This window comes from Alteromonas lipotrueae (genome assembly GCF_019249215.1).
In the GTDB taxonomy this organism is placed as follows: domain Bacteria; phylum Pseudomonadota; class Gammaproteobacteria; order Enterobacterales; family Alteromonadaceae; genus Alteromonas; species Alteromonas lipotrueae.
The window spans coordinates 103,535-126,538 of sequence record NZ_JAESDI010000014.1; the positions used below are offsets into that span (position 1 = coordinate 103,535).

Annotated in this window: 20 protein-coding genes; 19 read left to right on the plus strand and 1 reads right to left on the minus strand. The window is 39.6% G+C overall.

Annotation, left to right across the window (positions count from 1 at the left end; genetic code table 11):
- Positions 1–105: 105 nt before the first annotated feature.
- The 19 genes from JKP82_RS16470 to JKP82_RS16560 all read left to right on the plus strand — a co-directional run bounded on the left by JKP82_RS16470 (position 106) and on the right by JKP82_RS16560 (position 21,913).
- Positions 106–1,143 carry a Gfo/Idh/MocA family protein gene (locus JKP82_RS16470; protein WP_159533463.1) on the plus strand — a complete coding sequence of 346 codons (1,038 nt, stop codon included), beginning with the start codon at positions 106–108 and terminating at the stop codon, positions 1,141–1,143.
- Positions 1,140–1,700 carry a D-sedoheptulose-7-phosphate isomerase gene (locus JKP82_RS16475; RefSeq protein ID WP_218397858.1) on the plus strand — a complete coding sequence of 187 codons (561 nt, stop codon included), beginning with the start codon at positions 1,140–1,142 and terminating at the stop codon, positions 1,698–1,700. Before JKP82_RS16470 ends, JKP82_RS16475 begins: the two co-directional genes overlap by 4 nt.
- A gap of 90 nt (positions 1,701–1,790) precedes the next feature.
- Entirely contained in the window at positions 1,791–2,552 is a 762-nt protein-coding gene (locus tag JKP82_RS16480; RefSeq protein WP_218397861.1) for a hypothetical protein, read from the plus strand.
- Positions 2,553–2,561: 9 nt separating this feature from the next.
- Complete coding sequence (locus tag JKP82_RS16485; protein WP_159533457.1) at positions 2,562–3,278, plus strand: SDR family NAD(P)-dependent oxidoreductase; 717 nt, start codon at positions 2,562–2,564, stop codon at positions 3,276–3,278.
- Positions 3,271–4,344, plus strand: coding sequence for an AroB-related putative sugar phosphate phospholyase (cyclizing) (locus JKP82_RS16490; RefSeq protein ID WP_159533455.1), 1,074 nt, complete (start codon positions 3,271–3,273; stop codon positions 4,342–4,344). The genes JKP82_RS16485 and JKP82_RS16490 overlap by 8 nt, the downstream gene beginning before the upstream one ends.
- A complete protein-coding gene (locus JKP82_RS16495; protein ID WP_159533453.1) occupies positions 4,341–5,057 on the plus strand; it encodes an acylneuraminate cytidylyltransferase family protein in 717 nt (238 codons plus the stop codon). The genes JKP82_RS16490 and JKP82_RS16495 overlap by 4 nt, the downstream gene beginning before the upstream one ends.
- The gene (locus JKP82_RS16500; protein ID WP_218397863.1) at positions 5,042–6,007 is read left to right on the plus strand and encodes an NAD(P)-dependent oxidoreductase; all 966 of its coding nucleotides are present in this window, start codon (positions 5,042–5,044) and stop codon (positions 6,005–6,007) included. The genes JKP82_RS16495 and JKP82_RS16500 overlap by 16 nt, the downstream gene beginning before the upstream one ends.
- A gap of 18 nt (positions 6,008–6,025) precedes the next feature.
- Positions 6,026–6,613: an acyltransferase gene (locus JKP82_RS16505; RefSeq protein ID WP_159533449.1), complete on the plus strand. Its 588-nt coding sequence runs from the start codon at positions 6,026–6,028 to the stop codon at positions 6,611–6,613.
- Between the two features lie 10 nt (positions 6,614–6,623).
- Entirely contained in the window at positions 6,624–10,355 is a 3,732-nt protein-coding gene (locus tag JKP82_RS16510) for a glycosyltransferase (RefSeq protein ID WP_218397865.1), read from the plus strand.
- The gene (locus JKP82_RS16515) at positions 10,342–10,803 is read left to right on the plus strand and encodes a hypothetical protein (protein WP_159533445.1); all 462 of its coding nucleotides are present in this window, start codon (positions 10,342–10,344) and stop codon (positions 10,801–10,803) included. The genes JKP82_RS16510 and JKP82_RS16515 overlap by 14 nt, the downstream gene beginning before the upstream one ends.
- A complete protein-coding gene (locus JKP82_RS16520; RefSeq protein WP_159533443.1) occupies positions 10,803–12,080 on the plus strand; it encodes a hypothetical protein in 1,278 nt (425 codons plus the stop codon). Before JKP82_RS16515 ends, JKP82_RS16520 begins: the two co-directional genes overlap by 1 nt.
- Entirely contained in the window at positions 12,070–12,969 is a 900-nt protein-coding gene (locus JKP82_RS16525; RefSeq protein WP_159533441.1) for an FkbM family methyltransferase, read from the plus strand. Before JKP82_RS16520 ends, JKP82_RS16525 begins: the two co-directional genes overlap by 11 nt.
- A gap of 14 nt (positions 12,970–12,983) precedes the next feature.
- Positions 12,984–14,192 carry a 6-hydroxymethylpterin diphosphokinase MptE-like protein gene (locus tag JKP82_RS16530; RefSeq protein WP_159533439.1) on the plus strand — a complete coding sequence of 403 codons (1,209 nt, stop codon included), beginning with the start codon at positions 12,984–12,986 and terminating at the stop codon, positions 14,190–14,192.
- Between the two features lie 160 nt (positions 14,193–14,352).
- Entirely contained in the window at positions 14,353–15,234 is an 882-nt protein-coding gene (gene rfbA, locus JKP82_RS16535; RefSeq protein ID WP_159533437.1) for a glucose-1-phosphate thymidylyltransferase RfbA, read from the plus strand.
- A 74-nt stretch (positions 15,235–15,308) separates the two neighbouring features.
- On the plus strand, positions 15,309–15,854 hold the full coding sequence (gene rfbC / locus JKP82_RS16540; RefSeq protein ID WP_218397868.1) for a dTDP-4-dehydrorhamnose 3,5-epimerase: 546 nt from the start codon (positions 15,309–15,311) through the stop codon (positions 15,852–15,854).
- 9 nt (positions 15,855–15,863) lie between these two features.
- Positions 15,864–16,724, plus strand: coding sequence for a dTDP-4-dehydrorhamnose reductase (gene rfbD / locus JKP82_RS16545; protein ID WP_218397870.1), 861 nt, complete (start codon positions 15,864–15,866; stop codon positions 16,722–16,724).
- Between the two features lie 18 nt (positions 16,725–16,742).
- Positions 16,743–17,822 carry a dTDP-glucose 4,6-dehydratase gene (gene rfbB / locus JKP82_RS16550; RefSeq protein ID WP_159533431.1) on the plus strand — a complete coding sequence of 360 codons (1,080 nt, stop codon included), beginning with the start codon at positions 16,743–16,745 and terminating at the stop codon, positions 17,820–17,822.
- Positions 17,823–18,122: 300 nt separating this feature from the next.
- The gene (locus JKP82_RS16555; protein ID WP_159533429.1) at positions 18,123–19,310 is read left to right on the plus strand and encodes a nucleotide sugar dehydrogenase; all 1,188 of its coding nucleotides are present in this window, start codon (positions 18,123–18,125) and stop codon (positions 19,308–19,310) included.
- A gap of 221 nt (positions 19,311–19,531) precedes the next feature.
- Positions 19,532–21,913, plus strand: a complete 2,382-nt coding sequence (locus JKP82_RS16560; RefSeq protein ID WP_159533427.1) for an Ig-like domain-containing protein — start codon at positions 19,532–19,534, stop codon at positions 21,911–21,913.
- A gap of 83 nt (positions 21,914–21,996) precedes the next feature.
- On the opposite strand, the gene JKP82_RS16565 is transcribed toward JKP82_RS16560, so the two are convergent.
- Complete coding sequence (locus JKP82_RS16565) at positions 21,997–22,911, minus strand: LysR family transcriptional regulator (protein ID WP_159533425.1); 915 nt, start codon at positions 22,909–22,911, stop codon at positions 21,997–21,999.
- Positions 22,912–23,004: the final 93 nt, after the last annotated feature.

Below are 23,004 nucleotides of genomic sequence, written 5' to 3' on the forward strand. Positions count from 1 at the left end.
AGGTTAGTAAACTTGAATTAGCTCCATTTAGTGACAACGCTGATTGGTTCAATAAAAAGCAATGTTAAAGCTGTACACAAATAATTATAGAATTAGGATAGGTATATGAAATTTGGTTTTATTGGCTTTGGTAAGATGGGAAAAATACGAGCCGAAGCTTTTTCTGCGTCGAGTAAAGTAAGTGTTTATAAAATTTATGAGCCAAATCTAGAGGGAACAGTTGATTGTCTAATTGCTGATAGTGCAGAAGAAATCATTGACGATAACAATATTGATGTAATTTGTATCAGTGTTCCAAATTATTTCAACCACGAATATACAATTGGTGCTTTAAAAAGCGGCAAACATGTATTTTGTGAGAAGCCTCCTGCATTTACTGCAAAACAAGTAAAAGAAATTAGAGCTGCAGAAAAAGAAAGTGGTAAGAAGTTAATGTATGGCTTCAATCACCGTCATCATGACGCTGTGATAAAAATGAAATCACTCATTGATTCAGGAGACTATGGAAAAGTTCTTTGGATGCGTGGACGCTATGGCAAAAGTGTTGATGAGACATACTTCGATACATGGAGAGCGAAAAAAGAGCTTGCTGGTGGAGGTATTTTATTTGACCAAGGTATTCACATGCTAGATCTGTTCTTACATATGGGTGGTACTTTTGATGAAGTACACGCATTTGTTTCAAGCCTATACTGGAAAATGGAAGGCCTCGAAGATAATGTGTTTGCCATCATGAAACAGTCTAAAACTGGTGTTGTAGCGTCATTACATTCAACAATGACGCAATGGAGACATCTATTCTCCTTGGAAGTTTTTTTAGAATCAGGGTATATGGTTCTAAATGGCCTTAAAACTGGATCGGGTACCTATGGAGATGAGGTACTGACTGTAGCGAAAAATAGATCTACGGCACCAGCTGCAACTTGGGATGACGAAGAGTTATTTCGCTTTGAAACAGATAACTCTTGGAATTACGAAGCTGAACACTTTCTTAATGCAATTTCGAATGATAAGCCAGTGCAAATCGGTACATCTAACGATGCTTTAGAAGTTATGGAACTCATTGAAGCTATATATGAAAATGAACGCCATGAATCAAAAGAATTAAATACAACTTTAAAAAATATTAGGGAAAAATCATGAGTGATAATCAATTTTTAAACGACTACTTTGCGGAATATGAGAAGTTAGCTTTTTCTGAAGACGTATATGCTGAATTAATTGCATTTAAAGAGTTAGCTTTGGAAGTAAAGGCAAGCGGTAAGAAGTTAATGCTTGCTGGAAATGGAGCTAGCGCGGCAATTTCTGCTCATGGTGCGGTTGATTTCACAAAGCAAGGAGGTATCAGAGGAATAACATTTAATGAGGCAGACTTAATAACGTGCTTTGCGAATGATTATGGATATGATAAATGGATGGCAAAGGCTGTAGAGTTTTATGGCGATTCAGGTGATGTGGTCGTTTTGACGAGTGTAAGCGGGACTAGCCCTAGTGTTGTTGAAGCAGCAAAGTATGCAAAGGCGAGCGGCATGAAAGTAGTTACCTTCACAGGTAAAACGGCAGATAACGCATTACGTACTCTAGGAGATATAAACTTCTGGGTGGATAGCAGAGCATATAACATAGTTGAAGGAATTCACATGATGTGGCTGACAACTGTAATCGACTTAGTCATTGGTAAAGCCGAGTACTCTGTTTGATTAGTTGTCAAGGGGCTACATAGCCCCTAAACCTTCTCAAAATATAGGTAATCAGTTTCTGTTTGTTCAGATATATTTAAAGGAAATAAAATGAGTTTAAGCTTGATAGCGAAGAAAATTAGCAAATCACGCCTTAATAAAATTATTGAAAAATCTGCAATATCCGAACTTTCAGATCATGACCCATACCATGTTCAACAAGCGGTTGCCAATCTACTCCCCCCAACTGGTGCATGGAAAGCTGGTGGTACAAATAAAAAAACTCAAGAGTATTTTGGTACTGCAAATCCCTACTATGGCCCCATTGAAAAAAGTAAGGTCCATGTTGGAAGTCACTTGGTAGTTGACACGAAATCTTTAGCTCAACCTTTGAAAGGCGAATTAGAGATAGGCTTTCTAATACCACCAGAAGTTTTCACGAATGAGAATAAATTGGCGGATTTGATGACGGGAGGTGACATAAGCGCATTTGTTTGTGTAGAGCTTCCATGGACGATATTTGAGCAGCCCGATACGGGCTTGAGTCATCTTATTGCCGACGTGTGTGGCGCAAATGCTCTTTTGTGCGGGCCAGAAATCCCGACGAGAATGCTTTATGGAAATAACAAGATAGAGTTGTCATTACAGTCGGGCGACGAAACGGTCACACGCGGCTTGATAACTGATGCAATAATACCGCCTCTAGACGTGCTCGTTGATTTTATAGCGTTTATCTATAAGCAAGAAATTGAGATAATAGAACCTATCTATTTAGCCACAGGAGGAATTTCAGCGTGCGTTTCTTTAAATAAAAATACGAAATATTCAGTGGTGATAGATGGCACAAAGAACTTTCATTTTACCCTTGGTTAAAGGAACAATATGAGTACAGTTATTGTTACGGGTGGTACAAGAGGAATTGGTTTAGCGATTTGTGAAAAATTGCTAGAAGATGGTTACAAAGTTATTGCAACAGGCAGGAATCCTTCTGAGGATGACAAACTGTCCTCTCCAAATATTAGCTATCAATCACTTGAATTAACAAGCGAAGCATCAATACGTAAGTTTTGTGAAGTTATATCTAACGTATCATCACTATCTGGCTTAGTAAATAATGCAGGTATCAACATCATTAAGCCTTATGCTGAAATCACAGATGAAAACTTTGACCAGGTAATTAGTACCAATCTAAAAGCAAGTTTTGTAATAAGCAGAGCCGTAGTAAAAAAATTACAATCTTCTCAGAGTCATGGGCGTATTGTGCATATCGGCTCGATTTGGAGCGTAATCTCTAAGAGTGGTCGAGCTAGTTATAGTGCTTCTAAATCTGCATTAATTGGCTTGACGCGAGCGATGTCGGCAGAATTGGCGTCGCAAGGCATCTTGGTCAATATGGTTTCCCCTGGTTTTGTTAATACCGAGTTGACCGCAAGAAGTTTAACCCCTGAAGAAACCAAATCGCTTACATCTCAGGTGCCTATTAATCGAATGGCTGAACCGAGAGAAATTGCTGAGGTAGTTGAGTTCCTCCTAAGTAAAAGGAATTCTTATATATCAGGTCAGAATATTGTTGTTGATGGTGGTTTTTCTCATGTTTAAAAATTTTTTAGTTCAGTCGTTCAAAGGTGAGTACACAGTAGAATTCACCGAGCATTTAGATGCGTTAAAAAGTAATTTACTAGAAGGTGATGTTGTTATCTTGGACAGCAACATTCAAAAGTTGTATCCCAACATATGCGATTTATTGGATGAGCACTATATAGAAGTGGTAGAAGCTAATGAAAACGCAAAAACTTATGAAAAAATAGGTGAGCTGATCAATCGTGTTATTGGCTTTGGTTTTTCTAAAAATAACCGTTTAGTGGGGATTGGTGGGGGAGTTGTTCAAGATATTACGGCGTTTAGTGCTTCGATAATGTTCCGAGGCGTGGATTGGGTATTTTTCCCGACTAATTTGCTGACGCAGTGTGATAGTTGCATCGGTTCAAAAACTTCAGTGAACATAGGTGACTATAAGAATCAACTTGGTGGTTTTCACCCTCCTCGCCAAATATTTATTGATTTCTCTTTCATTGAAACTTTATCAAACTTAGAAATTTGCTCTGGATTGGGCGAGATGATGCATTATTTTTTGTTACAAAAGGATACAAATTTAGAGGATTTGGGGAGCGAAATTGTAGCCGCCCAAAGCGACAAAATAGTTTTGGCAAAATTGATTGAGCGCAGTTTAGGCATTAAGAAATCAATGATTGAAATAGATGAATTTGACACTGGTCCAAGGAATATATTCAACTACGGACATTCGTTCGGTCATGCTATAGAGGCTTGTACTAATTTTGAAGTACCGCACGGTGTGGCAGTGGCTTATGGGATAGATCTAGCTAACAGTATCTCGGTTCAACTTGGCTTAGTTGACAAAGAATTTAGAAACAAAGTTAGAACGATATTAGCTTGTATATGGAAGAGCAAAGCACTACCTGCAGTGGATATATCTGACTACTTTACTGCACTATCAAAAGATAAAAAGAATGTTGGAAAGCAAATCAAAGTTATTTTAACTGAAGGGATAGGCAATATGTATAAAACTACATTGCCCGTAAATGATGATATCGAAGCGCTAATATCGTCATTCTTTAACAACAGAACATATGAGCGAGATCTATGAGAGATTTAGGTAAAGTAGTTGCACATATTCCCGCGAGAGCTGGTAGCAAACGTGTAAAGGCAAAAAATTTAAGGTACATCGATGGCAAGCCACTATTGGCTTACTCAGTAGAGTGTGCTATTGCTGCAGAAGTGTGCGATGAAGTATATGTAAATTCTGACTCTGAAGATATGCTCGCATTAGCGGAGTCTCTAGGCGCTAAAGGCTACAGAAGAAATGGGCAGTTGGCTTCAGATACTGCCTCAGGTGATGACTTCACATACGATTTTATAAAAACAATGGAGCCAGATACTCTGGTGATGATTAGTCCGGTATGTCCCTTAATTACGGTTGTAGAAGTGAAAGCGGCGCTAGAGAAATTCCAAAATTCAGACTGCGATACAGTAATTACTTGTGAGTCCACGCAAATGCAAACGTTTTGTGATGGTAAAGAAGTCAATATAGACTTGTCTGGTCAACTAGCCCCAACTCAAGAAAACCCTAGTGTCCAAATATTGAACTGGGCTGTCACGGTATGGGATGCAAAGAAATTTGTTGAAAACTATGAAATTCTTGGATCTGCATATATTGGCAAGAAGCGTGAATTGTTGACAATTGACCCAATAAAAGCCGTGAAAATTAGTAAGGAAAGTGATTTTGAATTGGCAGAGTCTCTGTTAAAAATTAAAAAATTAGAAAAAGAATCAGAAGTTAAATATTGGACCAACAAGTAGGGTATAAAATAATGGAGCCAAAAGTAGCCGTTTGTTCTCGCTCATTTTCTCAGAACAAAATACTTCGTGAAGAGCTGATAAAACAATTTCCGAATACAAAATTTAATGACGCAGGTATTAGCCTAAATGGCGATTCATTAGTCGAATTCTTAAAGGGGATGGAACGAGCTGTTCTTGCCTTAGAATACTTAACTGAAGAAGTTATCCAGCAGCTTCCAGAACTAAAAGTGGTGGGTAAATATGGAGTTGGTCTGGATAAACTTGACTTACATGCTATGTCTAAATCGAATATAAAACTTGGTTGGACAGCTGGCGTTAATTCTATCGCCGTTGCCGAGCTGACAATTGCTCTGGCCCTAGATATTGTTAGAAAAGTATCCGAATCTCAAGCAGTAGTTGCTGGTGGAGAATGGACACAAGTTAAGGGGCTGCAATTGTCATCGTTAAAAGTGGGCGTGGTTGGATATGGGCACGTTGGTTCTAAGGTTTCGCGTTTGTTTAAGGCTTTTGGCTCAGATGTCGTTGCTTATGATATTAAAGGGTTAGAGCAAGAAATGGAAAATGATGGTGTCACTCCTTCTTCTTGGAACAAAATAGTTGAAGAGTGTGATTTGATTACAGTACATGTACCTTATCATAAGCAAAACCATCACCTTATAAGTGATAAGGTGATGTCTTCAATGAAGCCTGGTTCTTATATATTAAATACAGCTAGAGGTGGGTTGATCGATGAGTTTAGCTTGCTTCAGCATTTGGAGTCCGGCCATATTCATGCCGCTGGATTAGATGTATTCGAAATTGAACCGCCTAAGAATAATGCACTAGTGAGACGAAGTGACGTAGTTGTAACAAGTCATATTGGCGGAAGCTCAAAAGAGGCAATTTTGGCGATGGGCAGAGCTGCCATTGCCGGATTATCTGACTTTACTGATCCACTTGATTACTTATAGTTTTGAATAGGTTAAAGAATGAAGTTGATTGGAAGAGTAGACGAAAACACGATTAAATTAGAGACAGAAGAGAGTGATTTACCGGGCCTTAATATTAACTTCATAGGGCAAGGAAATAAGCTGGTTATAGGTAGAAATTTTAAATGCTCTAGACTAGACATTAACTTTTTTAAGGATAATTGTACTCTTTTCATCGGGCAAAATGTGGTTTTGGCAGGTAGTTTGAACTTCAAAGGTAAAAATACTCAAATGTCTATTGGGTCGGGGACTAAATGTAATGCTAGTCTATTCGCCAATCTAGGTGAGGATAATGATAAAATTTCTATAGGTGAAAATTGTTTATTTGCTCAAGTGAAATTTAGAACCTCTGACTCCCACAAAATTATGGATATTGAAACAGGTGCTCGTATCAACAGAAGCAAAGATATCGTTTTAGAAGATAGAGTATGGATTGCTGAGGATACCCTAGTAAAAGGGGGCGCACATATAGGGAGCGGAACTGTGGTAGGAGCAAAATCGTTTGTCTCTAAAGAACTAAAACAGAATTGCATTTATGCTGGGGCCCCAGTTCGTTTGATTCGTGAAAATATACGCTGGGAAGAATAAGGGTCGTAAAATGCAGATATTAATTGTAAAAAGAAAGAGTCATCTATTTTTTTTTGAAAATTTAGTTAACTCAGCCGAAGTTGAGTTATATTCCGAAGATCCTGAGTTGATTTCGCTTAGCAAATCCCGATTCAAGAAGAGTGTATTACTCCCACATCAAATTGAGTTGTTCGTTGAACAAATAGGCGCTGAAAATTGTCAAGTTCTTATCCCCTTAGATACTTCTAATTGTTTTAATTCTTGGTATTCAGACCCCATTTTAAGAAGTCTGCCCTCAATTGGCCTTTCATCAGGTGTTTTGGATACTGAATGGGTTTATGATCTGACAATAGAGGGACGTAGGGAAAAACTGGCTTCGCTAACTGGTCTTCTGAAGGGAATCTATACCCCAGATAATGATCCTGAACTAAATATATCAGATACTCCGTTAGTAAGCTCAGGTATATTTGTCGCCAAAGAAGACTTAATGTCTGAACCTAGTAATCAAGCTTTGATCGTTCCAGATTTTGCTGATTACCTTGACCCAGATAAAGAGCGCTGGTTAAAAGATGTTAGCAGTTCTCTAGATAATCTTGGAATAGCTTACTTAATTGCTGATTATGATTCAGCTTATGCTAGTCCAGATGAATTTTATGAGCTAAAGACTAAAGTCGCATCATCCCAATATTTAATTACACCAAGGTCTTATTTGTATTACCTCGCTAGAGGTTGGGGGGGGAATGCTATTGTTTACGACGTAGATAACTACGTCAGTCTATCATTCGATCGGGAATTAAGGCCTCCAGCTGCTCTAATTCGCCACAAGCGTGACTTTAGTCGATTATTTGAAAATCAAGACTCTCAATTTGATGATTCGAAACTTGACGTAACGTACAACGCCAGTGGTACGTTACAAGAATTTGGTGGTTGCACCTCACTTCAGATAACTAAGTCCCATATTGTATTGTGGGGTCGAATGCCGCCGCACAATTATTCTGGGGGAAGGTATCATGGATGGCTACTGGCTGAAGGTTTCGCAGCCCTAGGCTACCAAGTGACAGTTATGACAGATAATCGTCCGTACTTTATTGATGATTTTTCTCATATGCCAGGTCATCGAAATATCCATGTAAAAACCACTAGTAATTTCCTAGATCCAACTAGCTATCCAAGTTACACCGCTGAAAACATCATTGTTATACCGGGTATGGATAAGAATGGTGATATGTATAAAGGAGCGATTGACTACGCAACGAATTGTGGCGCGAGGTTGGGGCTTGTCAATTTTGAGTCTCCCAATTGGTTCAATTCTATGGTATTCCCCAATCGTGACCCTGAATTATGGAAATACTGGGAGGTGACTTCTAAATTTTCCAGTTTAATTTTGTCAACTACAGATGTTAGTCGGGGATATGCCCAAGAATACTACTTGAATAGTCGTGATTCTTGTTTGTTTGAATCGCTCTATGCCCCTATTAATTCGACATACGCCGAACGCTACTGTGAATTAAAAAACAAAGAAAAGCGAGTTATTGTTTTTTTTCCTCGTCACGGTTACTCCGCGCACAAAGGCTGGCAAAACATCGTTGATACGTTGGGGGATGGTTTCAAAAATCATACTGTAGTTTTTCTGTGCGGTGAGTCTGACCTCCCTAAAGATGTAATAGGTTTACTAAACAATTTAGCGACTGAAATTGGTTTTGAAATTGAATATAAGATCAAAATTAATGATCAAGAAAAGTTTGAAGAGCTAGCTCGAGCCTGCTTACTATTGTTTCCGTCTCAATTTGAAGGTTATGGCTACCCGCCTATAGAAGCTTTAGCGGTAGGAACTCCAACGGTAGCTTTTGACTTACCAGTTTTACGAGAGACCTGTGAAGAGCACTTGATATATGCTCCTAATGGCGATTGGGAGAGTTTCAAGCACCTAGCTAACAAAGCACTTGCAACAAATTATCGACTACAACCAGAAGCAGTTGAGCGAGCATTATATGTAGCAAGTTTTACTCGATTTACGGAAAGATTATCGTCGATAACAGACAAATGGATAGATGTCAAAAACGCTGAACTTAAGGCTTGTAGCGAAGATATTACAAAAGCATTTTTCGACTTGAACTCTTTGGTCAGTAAGTTCATCGGTCAGCGCAGTAAAAATATTGAGTCGAAGGCAATAATTAAAGAGTTATTGTATGGTGTAGGGTTTGATCCTAAGACTGATATTCGTATCAATAGCGCAAGTCGAGTATTGATAACTGTACAAAATACATCTGTAATCGATGTTGAACTAGGCTCAAATACTTTATTAGATCTAATTGTTCACCTAAATAAAAAAGGTATTGGTGTTGATGTTCTGTCTCAGGATTTTGCGATTGAAACGTTTGCACAGCGTTTTAAGTTCAGCCTTAATAGATTCATCAGTATTGGGAAGTCGGAGCTAAATGCCCCACAGGTTCGTGGCGAAGTTGGTATTTTGCTACTCAAAATGTTACATCAATATAGTTATTTCGAAATCATCTGTGTTGATGAATTTTTATATCCTGAACTCATCGAAATAGCCAATGTCTCAGTATGCCCCCAAGTTGCTAGTTTGGACTTGACGAGAAAAGTGCGGACAAGTAATAAGATATTTTCTCGTAATTATGTTGGGGAATTAGAAGGGGGGACTGGTGATAGTACCTTCATTGTTCCAAATAGTTTGTTAGTAAGTCGAGACAGAAAGGCATGGTTAGTCAATGGACCAAATCAGCTTGTAACTATCGTTGTTGATAATTTTTGTACTAAAACAATTCGTTTATTGGCTAACTTTGAGCAGGTGATGCAAAGCCTTCAAAAACAAGGGCTCTCAATAGACGTGCGGTTGGCGTCAAAATCTCCAATGACTTCCCTCCCTTATTTCGCAAGTTCAGTTATATACCAAAATAACGATGACCTTTATAAATTCATGCGACAAAGTATGTTTAGCGTAAATTTGTTAGAGGGGCAACTTGAATCTTATCTAAGTACGATGAATCGCTTAGTTGGCGTTATTGAATTGAGCAGTGAACTGAGTTCACGAGAGCTAGAAGCTATAATAGTGAAACTTTCTTCTGATTCTGAAGTGTGGAAGAAAGTTCGTCGAACCGCGTTTAATGATGAAATTAATAAAGCTGCATCATTAAACTACTATCGAGGTGTTCTCACTAATACCGGGTCTAAAGATGCTAATTTAATGAATAAGTTTGAAGCTGGTAAAAAGACTTTCATTCAAGACTTTGAAAAGCTGCAACCAAGGCTATTTCTGCAGTTCAAAGAAAAGTTAAACCTGGGGCTTATCGCTCAAGCTTGTGAGATTTTAAAACGTTATACATTAACTTCCGAAGATGATGTCGTCGCAAAAGCTTTACTGATAAAGCTATCGCTACTGGCTGGAATGCCGAGCTTTGCAGAGGCGCTCAACAGGGAACTTATAGCCAAGTATCCGGTCGAGTCGTTAGTGTATTCTTTAGGAGCTAAAGTCAAACAATACCTTAACCAAACAGCTTCTGCATCACAGTATGACTACTTTGGTCTAATGCTCGACTCTACTAGTATTGAAACTATCTTATGTGCGTCACAATCTAGTATAAAAGCGGGCCGCAGTATCGACATCGAAATTCATAAAACGATAGTACAAAACGTCGCTAGTTTTCAACTAGATGAAAATTTAGAAGGATTTAACTGTGAACGACAATCTCACTTATATAAAGCGTTAATCGAGGAGTATGCAAACAATGGAACATATTGATCTAATCAAGTTTGATAAGTCATTCCATGGTTCTGGTTGGTATGATCCTGAGCATTATTCCAGTGAGAATGGAGATGTTTTTTATCGCTGGATGGCTTCTGGGGAGGACTGTTCGGTATCATTGCTCTCAAATAACGAAAGCTGTTGTATTGTCTATTGTGATGTTATGTCAATGGTCAGTAGTGAAGTACTAGAGTACTTAGAAATACATGTTGATGGGCAAGCCGTAATTTGGTCGGCAAACGGCCAAGATGGTAATGGTGTTCGTTTGCAGTTTTTGTTGCCGGTAAAAACTGATTTACAAGCTTGCGAAGTTACTTTTAGGGTCACTAAGTCTTTTAAGGCAGGAGGACAAGACTTGAGACATTTAAGTTTCGCATTCAGAGAAATTTCTGTAACTAGAGTTCGCTTTGAGGCGTTAATGGAATTACTTGAGGTTGGGTGCTAATGGAAAAGCTTTTTGAAAACTTAAGTATGAAAGAGCTTAAAGCAATTAGGCGGAAAACAGGTGTAACTAACGCGGTTGTTTATTATCCGAAGTTTAAATCTAGTGAAGAATTAACCAATCATTATCATCGGGCTCGCTGGTATTTACCTTATGAAAAAAACGTGATTGAAAAGGTGAAACTGTTCTCAGATGATGATGCTAGTATTCAGGAGCGGCCTGAATATATGGCCCCCCCAATTTCATCTTCCGAGCATATCTGCGATCTTAAAGATATGGATATTGAATCATTGGTTGCAGCTAAATGTGTTTTATTATGGGATTATCCTAGTGAAATGCTAATACAAAAATTCCAGAAACTCGGTATAAGGTCTTTTAATATAACAACTAATGACTTAGATACTGCTGAATATGGTAATTACTGTAAAGTTTTATGGCAGTTAACTTCAAACGCCGATAAAGATAAAATTATAGAGTCTAGCCACTCTCGATTTAAAAATTATTTAAAAAGGCTTTCCAATAAAGAGTACAAAGCAGCAGCTGTATTTGGAACCGGCCCTAGTATAGATTTAGCGTCTGAATTTGACTTCTCTCGATGTTTTACACACGCTTGTAATACAATTATTCTGAGTGAAGAGCTCATGGATGCGATAAAGCCAGATTTTTTATCTGCTGGCGACGTTGTAAGCCACTTCGGTATCTCTGAATATGCACACCAATATCGGGAAAGATTGCACTCAACTCTACAAAGCACTGATTGTATGTTTTTGACAACATCTCAATTCGGTTATTTGTTTATGGTGCAATATCCGGATGTGGCAGATAAAGTGTTAGTTAGTGATCAACGGGGCTTTTTACCTAACTATGATTTAAATAGTGATTGGAACTTACCGTGTTTAGATAGTGTCTTTAATATTCATATGGCGCCGACGGCTTCGACATTTTCAGATACTGTGTTTGTTCTTGGCTGTGATGGTAAAAATCCCGATGAAAGCTTAAATGAGGATTTTTGGCAACACTCAAAGAAAGCACAGTTACATAACCTAGTCGATTCTGGGCATCAGTGCCACCCAACATTTGATGTCCATCGTCAGAAATCTACTTGGGACGGTTATCAAAATTCTGTTCAACAAACATGTGGTTTGGGAGAAAATCTTTATGGAAAGCGGTTTTTTACACTACATCCTTCGTACACCATAGGCTTAAACACGAGATTCATTGACAGCGAAGAGCTAGAGAAAAATTTCCCATTTTTAATAAAGCGAAGCCATGAAGTTTGATAATATTTTAGCACTGGAGCTGACCGACTCGTATGTATGGCTAGAGAAACTTAGGTCAGCGCTTGGGGAACATCAATATCAAAAGGCTAGCAGTATAGTTAAAAGCTATGAATCACAAGGCTTTCCTCATCGGAACTGGAAAAAAATGTTACTAGAAAGTTTCGCCAAAGGTGAATCTTTCCAAATATATAGCCGGAATATGCAGTTTGCTAATCTCAATGATGCGAGAGCTTTACTAGACGAATTGATTATAGACGACGTTTACGGACTAAATGCATTGTCAGATTTAGCTTATGTAATTGATGCAGGTGCAGCCAATGGTCTTTTCTCAAGGATTATAACTCATAAATTCCCGACCGCCGAGGTTCAAGCTATAGAACCAAATCCTCGGAACCTGACGATGATTAAGCATAACTTAAGTCGTGAAATCAAAAACGGTAGGGTAGTTCTACAGAAAGGAGCTTTGTCAACATCGCAGCATGATATCTGTATCGAAATCCCTAAAGACGTTAGAGTTTGGGGGGGCCTTGGGGCAACTTCTGTAGAAAGAGATCGACTTAACGTCCGTGAGCTATTAAGTGTCGAAACAAAGAGTATTGATTTAAACACCTTTTTAACTAAGCCTGTTGATTTACTAAAGTGCGATATTGAAGGTGCTGAGTTTAATGTATTATGCTCGGTCGAAGATAAAATCAAGCTGTGTAAAAGATTGCTAATTGAAATTCATTCGGACGTGAAGGATTTTTCACAAAAGTTCAGCCAATTAATTTCGTTTCTTGATAGCCATAATTTCGACTTTGCATGCTATGAAGGCGTAAAAAGTAGTGGGAACATGTTTCTAGGTAAACCTTTCCCGTCGTTCATGTTATGTGCAGTAAATAAACACTGAGAAAGTAATTCAAAATGGATTTAGAAATTAAATTTTATGTTTGTGAATCTCACAAATTTGCAGGGACATTTGCTTTCATAGCGGAGCTCGTTGAAGTTAGAGTTAATGAAATAAGTAAAGCTTTTGTTTCTAAGTCAACTTCCCCATTAGCGGATTTTTGGGTTGAAATTCGGAAGGAGCAACATAAAACTATTCTCGCGGGGTCGGGATTCCTTTATGACAGTTCAATTATTGGGAGTTTGAAGCTAATAGTTGAATTTGAAGATAATGTATTCCAGAGTTTTACTTTCCCGTCACCATCCATCATTGAACAAGGTGTATTGAGTTGTAATATAGACGATGATTATTTAAAGGTTAAATACTGGAGTAAGAATGGTTTATCTGACTTGGCTCCCATTGATTATTTAGAGAAGAGTAAAGAACAATGGTACGCACCTCTCAGCAAAGTCTATATTCATGAAAAGAAAATTGCAGATACCCAAGCCGATTTTGTCCCTATTCTTCCAAAATCTGGGCCTGAACAGCCAATTCCAAAAGAATTACTCAATGATACTCACCACCCTCAAATGAAAGAGTTGTTAGCCCTTAAGGGACTTCATGAAGGAAAAGATGCCGTTTTTATTGGTAATGGGCCAAGTTTAGATCTCAACTTGCTATCAAAATTTGATAATCATATTTTTTTTGCGTTTAATCGTTTCTATTTAGCCTATGATCAAACAAGTATTAGGCCAGATTATTTGGTCAGTGCAGACCAGCAAATGATAGAAGATTTCGGTAAAGAAATGATAAACAAATCTCAGGCTAAAGTTTTTTTAGCAGGAGAAAGTAATTTACCGTTGAGCGGAAACTATATTTGGTTGAAATTGGTCAATATTTTTCCTGCTTTATTTTCAGAGGATGTTGCTAAGTTTGTAACGCCCGGGGGGTCAACACCATATGTAGCAATGCAAATTGCAGCCTATATGGGTATTAAGCGGATATTCTTATTGGGCTTTGACTATGGGTATCAGTTTGATGAGCAGGATAAAAATCGAAGTTCTAATGTTGTAAGTGGGGAAGGTAATCACTTCATTAAAAATTACCGGGATGGGAAGCCTTGGATACCGCCCTCTTTTCGCAACATAGGCCAATCATTTTGGACCGCTAGACTTTATTTCGAATCAAACGGGGGAGAAATAGTAAATCTATCGCCTTCTAAAAGTTTAAAAGCATTTAAAAATTAGTTTAAAGTTAAGCCACGTTCTCTTATCGCTTTAGTCAATTAATATCATCTTAGGCCGCTAGGCCTTTAATTCGGGGCTGTGAGATTGGTAGTATGGCTACATTCAAGTTATGATGTTCTACACATGGAAATCAAAAGATTTAATATAAGTGAGCTGTTGTATGAGAAAAGGAATTATTCTAGCTGGCGGATCTGGCACACGTTTACATCCGTTAACTAAAGTGGTGAGTAAGCAGCTTATGCCTGTTTACGACAAGCCTATGATTTTTTATCCGTTAACGACGTTAATGATGTCGGGCATTCGTGATGTACTTATCATCACCACGCCAGAAGAGCAGCAACGTTTTATCGACCTTATTGGTGACGGTTCTGCGTTAGGTATGAATATCCAATATGCGGTACAACCATCGCCCGACGGCCTTGCGCAAGCTTTCCTTATTGGTGAACAGTTCATTGGAAATGACAGTTGTTCGTTAGTGTTGGGAGACAACATTTATTACGGCCACGATTTAAAGCTTTCGCTGCAAAACGCATATAAGCAAGAGCACGGTGCTACCGTATTTGGCTACCACGTAAACGATCCTGAGCGTTACGGTGTAGTGGAATTCGACGATAATTGGAACGCGCTTTCAATTGAAGAAAAGCCTGCCGTTGCTAAATCTAACTATGCGGTTACTGGCCTATATTATTACGATAATCGCGTTGTCGATTTCGCAAAAGAAGTGAAGCCTTCACATCGTGGTGAACTAGAAATAACCGACCTTAACAATCTTTATCTGCAAGACGGCAGTTTGAAGGTTGAATTAATGGGCCGAGGCTCAGCTTGGCTTGATACGGGAACGTTGGATTCATTACTTGATGCAGCAAACTTTGTTGCCGCGATAGAAAAGCGCCAGGGCTTAAAGGTTTGTTGCCCTGAAGAAGTGGCGTACAGAATGGGTTATATAAACGCTGAACAGCTCGAAAAGCTAGCAGCTCCACTTAAGAAAAGTGGGTATGGCGATTATCTGCTTAAAGTCATCAACGACAGGGTTAAAATTTAACATCACTTCAACTTTTAAAAGGTGGCAATGCCACCTTTCTTCTTATCTAATTTGCCAGTTTGTACGGAAAGTAAATGCAAGTAATTAAAACAGACATCCCAGACGTTAAAATCATTGAGCCTAAAGTATTTGGCGACGAGCGCGGCTTCTTCCTAGAAACCTTTCGCACCGACTGGTTTAAAAAAGAATGTGCAGACGTTGAATTTGTGCAAGACAACCATTCAAAATCTAGCCAAGGTATTCTTCGTGGACTGCATTACCAGTTAGAACAAACTCAAGGTAAATTGGTTCGCGTAGTCAGCGGCGAAGTATATGATGTTGCTGTTGATATGCGTAAAGATTCACCTACATATGGAAAGTGGGTGGGCGTTTTACTGTCGGCGGAAAATAAGCGTCAACTATGGGTACCTGCAGGTTTTGCTCACGGTTTTTATGTAACCAGTGAGTCCGCTGAGTTTGTATATAAGTGTACTGACTACTATCACCCAGAGTCAGAAGTGTCGGTTAAGTTTGACGACCCAACTTTAAACATCGATTGGCCTTTAGTTAACGGTGAAAAACCTTCTTTATCTGGAAAAGATGAAAACGGCGTAGCGTTTGTCGATGCCCCTACGTTTTAAGGATTAAACATGAGTATTGTAGTTATTGGCAATGCTGGCCAATTGTCATTTGAGTTGGTGCGTATTTTAGGTGAAGACACTATTTGTTTAGGCCCTGAAGATACTGACATTACCAACGAATCTGTATTATCTGAAACGCTAAGCAAACTAGCGCCAAGCGTTATTATTAACGCAGCGGCTTATACTGCGGTAGATAAAGCAGAAGAAGATTTCGATTTATGCCACGCGATAAATGCCACAGCAGTTGAAAACTTAGCAAAGCACTGTAAGCAATCAGGTGCATTTTTAGTACACGTATCTACAGATTACGTATTTAACGGCCACAAAGGTTCGCCTTATCTTACTGATGACACTATTGAGCCTCAAGGGGTTTACGGTAAAACCAAAGCGGATGGCGAAAAAGCCTTGCTGGAACTACTTCCTAACTCAAGTTGCTTAATTCGTACTGCGTGGGTGTATTCATCACATGGCAATAACTTTGTGAAAACCATGCTGCGTTTAATGGCAGATAAACCGCAATTGTCGGTGATTGACGACCAAATTGGCACGCCTACGTGGGCTAAAGGGTTGGCAGAAGTGTGCGTAAGTGCAGCGCAAAATAAAACCCAAGGTGTATATCACTGGACTGATGAAGGCGTAGCTAGTTGGTACGATTTCGCGCTAGCCATTCAAGAGCTTGGCATTGAAAAAGGTTTGTTGTCTTCGGCTATTCCGGTATTGCCTATTCCTTCTTCTCAGTACCCCACACCGGCTTCACGACCGCATTACAGCGTGCTAGATAAAACCAGCACACGAGATACTTTTTCATCACTTAATCTTACACATTGGCGTACTCAATTGTCTGCCATGATGGATGAGTTAAAAGCATAATTATTGAGTAACACACGTATGAAAACAATTTTAGTAACAGGTGGTGCGGGGTTTATTGGCTCGGCAGTAGTTCGCCATCTTATTAATGATACAGAACATAAAGTCGTAAACTTAGATAAGCTTACTTACGCGGGTAACTTAGAGTCGCTTTTGTCTGTATCAGATAACGAGCGCTATGCGTTCGAACAAGTCGATATTTGTGATGCCGACGGCGTAAAAGCCGTTCTTAATACCCATCAACCCGATATCATTATGCACTTAGCGGCAGAATCTCATGTAGATCGTTCAATTGACGGCCCTGGTGAGTTCATTCAAACCAATGTTGTAGGTACTTATACCTTGCTTGAGCAAGCACGTGCATATTGGTCAACGCTTAATGATGTGAAAAAAGAAGGCTTTAAATTCCATCATATTTCAACTGATGAAGTTTATGGTGACCTTCCACATCCAGATGAAGTAGAAGAGGGCGCTGAACTGCCGTTATTCACTGAAACTACGCCATATGCACCAAGCTCGCCTTATTCTGCAAGTAAAGCGTCTTCTGATCAGTTAGTGCGTTCATGGTTACGTACTTACAAGTTACCTACATTGGTAACCAACTGTTCGAACAATTATGGCCCATATCACTTTCCTGAAAAGCTAATTCCGTTAGTTATTCTAAATGCCTTAGCAGGCAAGCCACTACCGGTTTATGGTAAAGGTAATCAAATTCGCGATTGGTTGTATGTGGAAGATCATGCCCGCGCATTGGTGCTAGTGGCCCTTGAAGGGAAAATTGGCGAAACCTATAACATAGGCGGCCATAACGAAAAGCAAAATATTGAAGTAGTGAATACAATTTGCGACATTTTGGATGATGTTCAACCTAAAGACAGTAAATATTCAGAGCAAATCACTTATGTGGCAGACCGCCCTGGTCACGATATGCGATACGCGATTGATGCATCTAAAATTGAACGTGAGTTAGGCTGGTCACCCCAAGAGACCTTCGAAAGCGGTATTCGCAAAACCGTTGAATGGTACTTAAACAACGAAGGCTGGTGGAAAGCGGTACTAGATGGTAGTTATCAAGGCGAACGCTTAGGTGCTGGCGATTAAAGGTTAGTACCCCACTGAATGAAAGTGCCTTAGGAACCCTGCTATGAAATGATAGTAGGGTTTTGTGTTTATTAAGCACTAATAAATACAAATTTAATATTAGGCGCGTATATTGCTTATTTATCGCTAAATTACGATTTTTCACAAAAACGCGTGTTTAGAGTAAAGAGTAATTTAGTATTTGAGGTCACTAGGCACCTTTATGATGCATTTTCATGATTATTTCAAAAAACTCATGCACAATGTTTAGAGTGAGTCTTATTTGTATAGTTACACCTAAAAGAATTGGAGATATAGTAAATGGATAATACGTCGAAAAGTTTAAAAATAGCCGTTGCAGGCACAGGCTATGTAGGTTTATCTAATGCAGTATTACTAGCACAGCACAATGAAGTGATTGCGGTAGATGTAGTTCCTGCAAAAGTGGATCTTCTAAACGACAAAAAGTCTCCTATTGAAGATAAAGAAATTACAGACTACCTAAATAACAAGCAGCTTAACCTTAGAGCAACGTTAGATACTGAACTTGCTTATAAAGATGCCGAGTTTGTCATTATCGCAACGCCTACAGATTACGATGCGCAAACCAATTACTTCAATACCAACTCAGTCGATGCGGTAATTAAAGAAGTTATGCGAGTAAACCCTAATGCGGTAATGGTGGTTAAGTCTACCGTTCCAGTAGGTTTTACTGTTGAAGCAAAAGAGCGCCATGGCACTGAAAATATTATTTTCTCACCAGAGTTCTTACGTGAAGGTAAAGCCCTTTACGACAACTTGTACCCAAGCCGGATTATTGTGGGTGAGCAAAGCGAGCGTGCAAAGACATTCGCAGCATTGCTAGAGCAAGGTGCTATTAAAGAAGACATTAATGTACTTTTCACTCACAGCACTGAAGCTGAAGCTATCAAGCTTTTCGCGAATACGTACTTGGCCATGCGTGTTGCTTACTTTAACGAACTAGATAGCTATGCAGAGCGCAGCGGTCTTAACACGAAACAAATCATTGAAGGTGTGGGGTTAGATCCGCGCATTGGCGATCACTACAACAACCCAAGCTTTGGTTACGGCGGTTACTGCTTACCTAAAGACACTAAGCAGCTGTTGGCAAACTACAGTGACGTGCCTAACAACATGATTCAGGCTATTGTTGATGCTAACCGCACCCGTAAAGACTTTATCGCCGATTCTATTGTGAGTCGTCAGCCTAAAGTGGTGGGTATCTTCCGCTTAATCATGAAGTCTGGGTCTGATAACTTCAGAGCGAGTGCCATTCAAGGCATCATGAAGCGTATCAAAGCGAAGGGTATTGAGGTAGTGGTTTACGAGCCAGTAATTACCGAAGACGATTTCTTCCACTCCCGCGTAATTAAAGACTTAGAAGAGTTTAAATCCATTTCTGATGTCATCGTTGCGAACCGCGTAACAGAAGACATTGAAGACGTATTAGAGAAAGTGTACAGCCGTGATTTATTCGGCGCTGACTAACACTCATTAGCTTATGAACACGTAATAAAACCAGCTGTTAAGCTGGTTTTTTGTTTTCAATATTCACAGTATCTTACGCTTTCCATTTATATCTCTATCTGTGCCATTTATTTACATTCGACTTTCTAAGTAATGCATTTCGAACTTCCGTAAGCTATTATGCTTTGGAAATTAAATGGTATTGTTAAAAAAACTATAAAAATTGATAAGGACGTTTAGTAATGAAACATAGCATTATTGCGCTTGTTGTAAGTGCAACTTTTCTTTCTGCCTGCGGCGGTGGTTCAGACGAAAAAAACCAAGCTCCCATTCTAACTGCTGATGCTGCAGCCACGCTGAACGATTCAGCTGTTACTGTTGACGTGTTAGCGAATGACAGCGATCCAAATGGTGATGCGCTTACTATTTCTTCAGTCGGCACGCCTGATGTCGGCGAAGTCACCATTACAAACAATACATTGGTTTATACGCCTTCAGCGCAAGCAATGGGCGATGTGAGCTTTTCGTATGAAGTTACCGATGGTGAATTGTCATCAAGTTCAACGGTTACGATCACTAACCAACAGTCTGTCACAATCACTGGTATTGCAACTGATGCGCCTTTAAACAATGGAGAGGTTACTGCTACTAACAATAATGGTGACGTTCTGGCGACTGCAACTACTGATAGCAGTGGCAGATATTCACTTCCAATTCTTGTAAGTGAAAACCCTGGTTATTTAGTGCTTAACGCTAACGGGGTGGGTGATCAAATCCACGTAAGCCTAATGTCGCGGGTGGGTAATTTCTTAGATTTAAGAGCGCTTGCAAGTGAAAACAATACTAGTGAGCTTTCGGATGCACTGCTCTTAGAAAGTAAAATCACCCATGTAAGCACCGCGCTTTCTATCATGTACACTCAGTACGTAAACGACGGTGGGGAAGCAAGCTTTGACGTTTACGTCGGTGAAGCCGATTTTGAGAAAGTGTTAGACCTTGCAAGCTTTATAAAGGTACTTGCTGACAATGAAGACTTTTCGTTACCTGAAGGTACGGATACGGTTTCATTCTTTGCCGACAGTGAAGAAAATATTCTCACTACCATTCGAGCCTACTTAAATGATTTAGGGCTGATAAATGAAGACGGTACCTATGCCGATGCGTACGCGGATGCAATTAATGCTGCCCGTGTTGAAACATTAGAAGATGACACGCTTCAACAAAGCTACAGTGAATCATCGATAGCGGGCAAAACCTTTGCAACCTATAGCGCAGGAATGTACCAAGCGGCTAAAGGTTCGCCTGTTTATACATTCAATGCCGATGGAACAGGAAGCAAATCGTCAGCCGAAAACTATTACAACATTTTTTCAGATAGTGTTAGTTGGTCGGTAGATGATGGGGTGCTTGTAGTGGTGAACACCGATGCAACCCCAAGCCTTGAATTTCCGCCAAGCCCATCGAACTACCTTGAATACTTCGATGAAGAAACAGTATTGCAAATTCTTGCAGCAGATGAAGAAGGTTACTCTGCACAATGGAGAATAGAAAAACGTCCAGTTTCTGAGAGTTTCGAATTAGTGTACGAAAATGGTGGTAATGCGATTGCTCACGTTTCACAAGTTATAGAGCTAACGATAACGCCAGCAGTTGATGAGAGCTATGGAGCGCCTAAGTTTGTCACAGAGTATCCTCAAACTTACACCTCTATTTACAGTGATACTTCTGAAGTCATTTCGCTTTCTCGTGAAGATGTGTTGGCATCGCCTTGGGTAGTCGCTTACAACAGTGAGTTTGAGTACAGCTTAAACGACCGAGAAGGTAACCCGATTTCCCTAGAAGGCATGGTGAGCGATTACCTTACTTTTAACGATGACAACACGGTCACTTCTCGTTTGTTTGGTACTCAGGGCAGTTGGGCTTTCGACAGCGGTACAATTAGTTTATCTGTAAATGGTAAATCATTTACAGTAACACCGTTCAAAAAGCAGAATGACTACTTAATTGCTGTGTACGAATATGAAGAGGCCGGAAACGTAATAAAGTATGCGGCTGATATGCATGCTATCGACTTCAGCATGCCTGAAAGTTTTGACGTAACCTCTACGCCACCAATGGTGTGGGCTTCTACCATGAATACTTCGCTTTTTGTTAATGATTTACCACTAGCGGAAGATTTGTGGAGTTACTACTTTGATAGTGATGGTACTGCCGGTAGGGTTTTTGCCGAGATAGATTATTCTGATCCAGACTTACCTGATTCTCGTTTTGTGGATGACAGCGCGCTTTATAACTTTCAGTGGCAAAAAGAGGGTGACCTTTTAACGCTAAATGGTCTTAGAGAGAACAGTGCGTTTGTCTTTCAGCGTCGTTTTAAGTGGGAGCTACTTGGTGTGACAGACTCGGGGTTAATGGCTACCATTGAATATCAAGTAGGTACTATTGACTACAGCGACGGCTACAGCGTTGAGCCAGTTGGTACAGTTCCAAGGCTTAACTTCTTTATGCCACTAAACCTAGAGGATGCTTATCCAGAGATTTGGGCAAATACGGAAATTAATGGTCTTAATACCCCAGACTCACAAAACAACAGTTCAGTTTCATCACTAAAGCGTGATCAATAACGTATTGTTGGTATTTGAACTATAATTTAAGCCGAGCCCATGCTCGGCTTTCTTTTGTATTGAAAATCTTAAGTTCACTCCAACTAAGCATCCATTAGCTTTTGTGAGTAACCTAAGATAATGCGAGCCGCCTTAATAATAGATTCAGTAATAGTAAAATCTACACGACTTTTCCCCGTAATCGCATAGTACCTTTCATTCAGCGAGTGAGCCTGCCCAATACAATAAACACCGTATTGTGCTTCCACATGATTTGATATGGCCGACGGTGCGCAAAACACGCCGAAGTCCTCGCTACCAAATAGCTTTAGCAGTGCGGTATCATCAAACTCTGCTACTATCTTCGGGTAGAGTTGCTCTGTTTCTAGCCAACTCATTAATGCGTGGTGAATACCCGATGTATTGCCCTGAATCAGCAATGGCATATGATTCAAACAATCGGGAAAAGTCTGATTGCTTGGAAGAGGCGCTTTGGAAAAAAAGCTGAGCGCGCTTTCTCCGAGAAAGTGGCTGTTAGCACTTACCTGTGAGCCCGGTGCAATCCCCCTATCGGCCACAATGAAATCAATTGCATTAATTGCGAGTTCTTTAAGTAATCCATCGAAGCTATCTTCTTTAATAACATATTTAACGTTAGCGAAATTGCGCATAGTGTCATGGACGAAGTCATAAAAAAGCACTTTAGGTATACCATTAGTAATACCAATCACAAATTCTTTAGTATTTACTTCATCACCGGCGTTTAGTATTTCTGCTAGCTGATGGCCTTTATGAAAGATCTCACTAGCATATTGGAAGCTTATTTTTCCTTTATCATTCAAATATAGGCGTTTATTAATTCTATCGAAAAGCGGGTAGCCAATTTGATCCTCAAAAGTACTTAGTTGCCCACTAACGGTTTGAGGAGTAACGTGAAGTAATTTAGCGGCTTGCGCAATGCTGCCTTCGCGAGCCACTAAATAGAAGTAGTAAAGGTGGTGATAGTTTAGGTGATGCATAAGTAAGATTTTTACGATGAACTAATAAGAATATAACAGGTTTAGTATTCTTTTATTTGAATTACACTGGATAAAAGGCGAAGTATCACTCGG

Bases quoted from the DNA above. Each gene is read 5' to 3' on its own strand.
- JKP82_RS16510 (WP_218397865.1), top strand. From the start codon at position 6,624: ATGCAGATATTAATTGTAAAAAGAAAGAGTCATCTATTTTTTTTTGAA.
- rfbB (WP_159533431.1), top strand. From the start codon at position 16,743: ATGAAAACAATTTTAGTAACAGGTGGTGCGGGGTTTATTGGCTCGGCA.
- JKP82_RS16525 (WP_159533441.1), top strand. From the start codon at position 12,070: ATGAAGTTTGATAATATTTTAGCACTGGAGCTGACCGACTCGTATGTA.
- JKP82_RS16495 (WP_159533453.1), top strand. From the start codon at position 4,341: ATGAGAGATTTAGGTAAAGTAGTTGCACATATTCCCGCGAGAGCTGGT.
- JKP82_RS16560 (WP_159533427.1), top strand. From the start codon at position 19,532: ATGAAACATAGCATTATTGCGCTTGTTGTAAGTGCAACTTTTCTTTCT.
- JKP82_RS16515 (WP_159533445.1), top strand. From the start codon at position 10,342: ATGGAACATATTGATCTAATCAAGTTTGATAAGTCATTCCATGGTTCT.
- JKP82_RS16475 (WP_218397858.1), top strand. From the start codon at position 1,140: ATGAGTGATAATCAATTTTTAAACGACTACTTTGCGGAATATGAGAAG.
- JKP82_RS16485 (WP_159533457.1), top strand. From the start codon at position 2,562: ATGAGTACAGTTATTGTTACGGGTGGTACAAGAGGAATTGGTTTAGCG.
- JKP82_RS16520 (WP_159533443.1), top strand. From the start codon at position 10,803: ATGGAAAAGCTTTTTGAAAACTTAAGTATGAAAGAGCTTAAAGCAATT.
- JKP82_RS16565 (WP_159533425.1), bottom strand. From the start codon at position 22,911: ATGCATCACCTAAACTATCACCACCTTTACTACTTCTATTTAGTGGCT.
- JKP82_RS16555 (WP_159533429.1), top strand. From the start codon at position 18,123: ATGGATAATACGTCGAAAAGTTTAAAAATAGCCGTTGCAGGCACAGGC.
- rfbA (WP_159533437.1), top strand. From the start codon at position 14,353: ATGAGAAAAGGAATTATTCTAGCTGGCGGATCTGGCACACGTTTACAT.
- JKP82_RS16480 (WP_218397861.1), top strand. From the start codon at position 1,791: ATGAGTTTAAGCTTGATAGCGAAGAAAATTAGCAAATCACGCCTTAAT.
- JKP82_RS16505 (WP_159533449.1), top strand. From the start codon at position 6,026: ATGAAGTTGATTGGAAGAGTAGACGAAAACACGATTAAATTAGAGACA.
- rfbC (WP_218397868.1), top strand. From the start codon at position 15,309: ATGCAAGTAATTAAAACAGACATCCCAGACGTTAAAATCATTGAGCCT.
- JKP82_RS16490 (WP_159533455.1), top strand. From the start codon at position 3,271: ATGTTTAAAAATTTTTTAGTTCAGTCGTTCAAAGGTGAGTACACAGTA.
- JKP82_RS16530 (WP_159533439.1), top strand. From the start codon at position 12,984: ATGGATTTAGAAATTAAATTTTATGTTTGTGAATCTCACAAATTTGCA.
- JKP82_RS16470 (WP_159533463.1), top strand. From the start codon at position 106: ATGAAATTTGGTTTTATTGGCTTTGGTAAGATGGGAAAAATACGAGCC.
- rfbD (WP_218397870.1), top strand. From the start codon at position 15,864: ATGAGTATTGTAGTTATTGGCAATGCTGGCCAATTGTCATTTGAGTTG.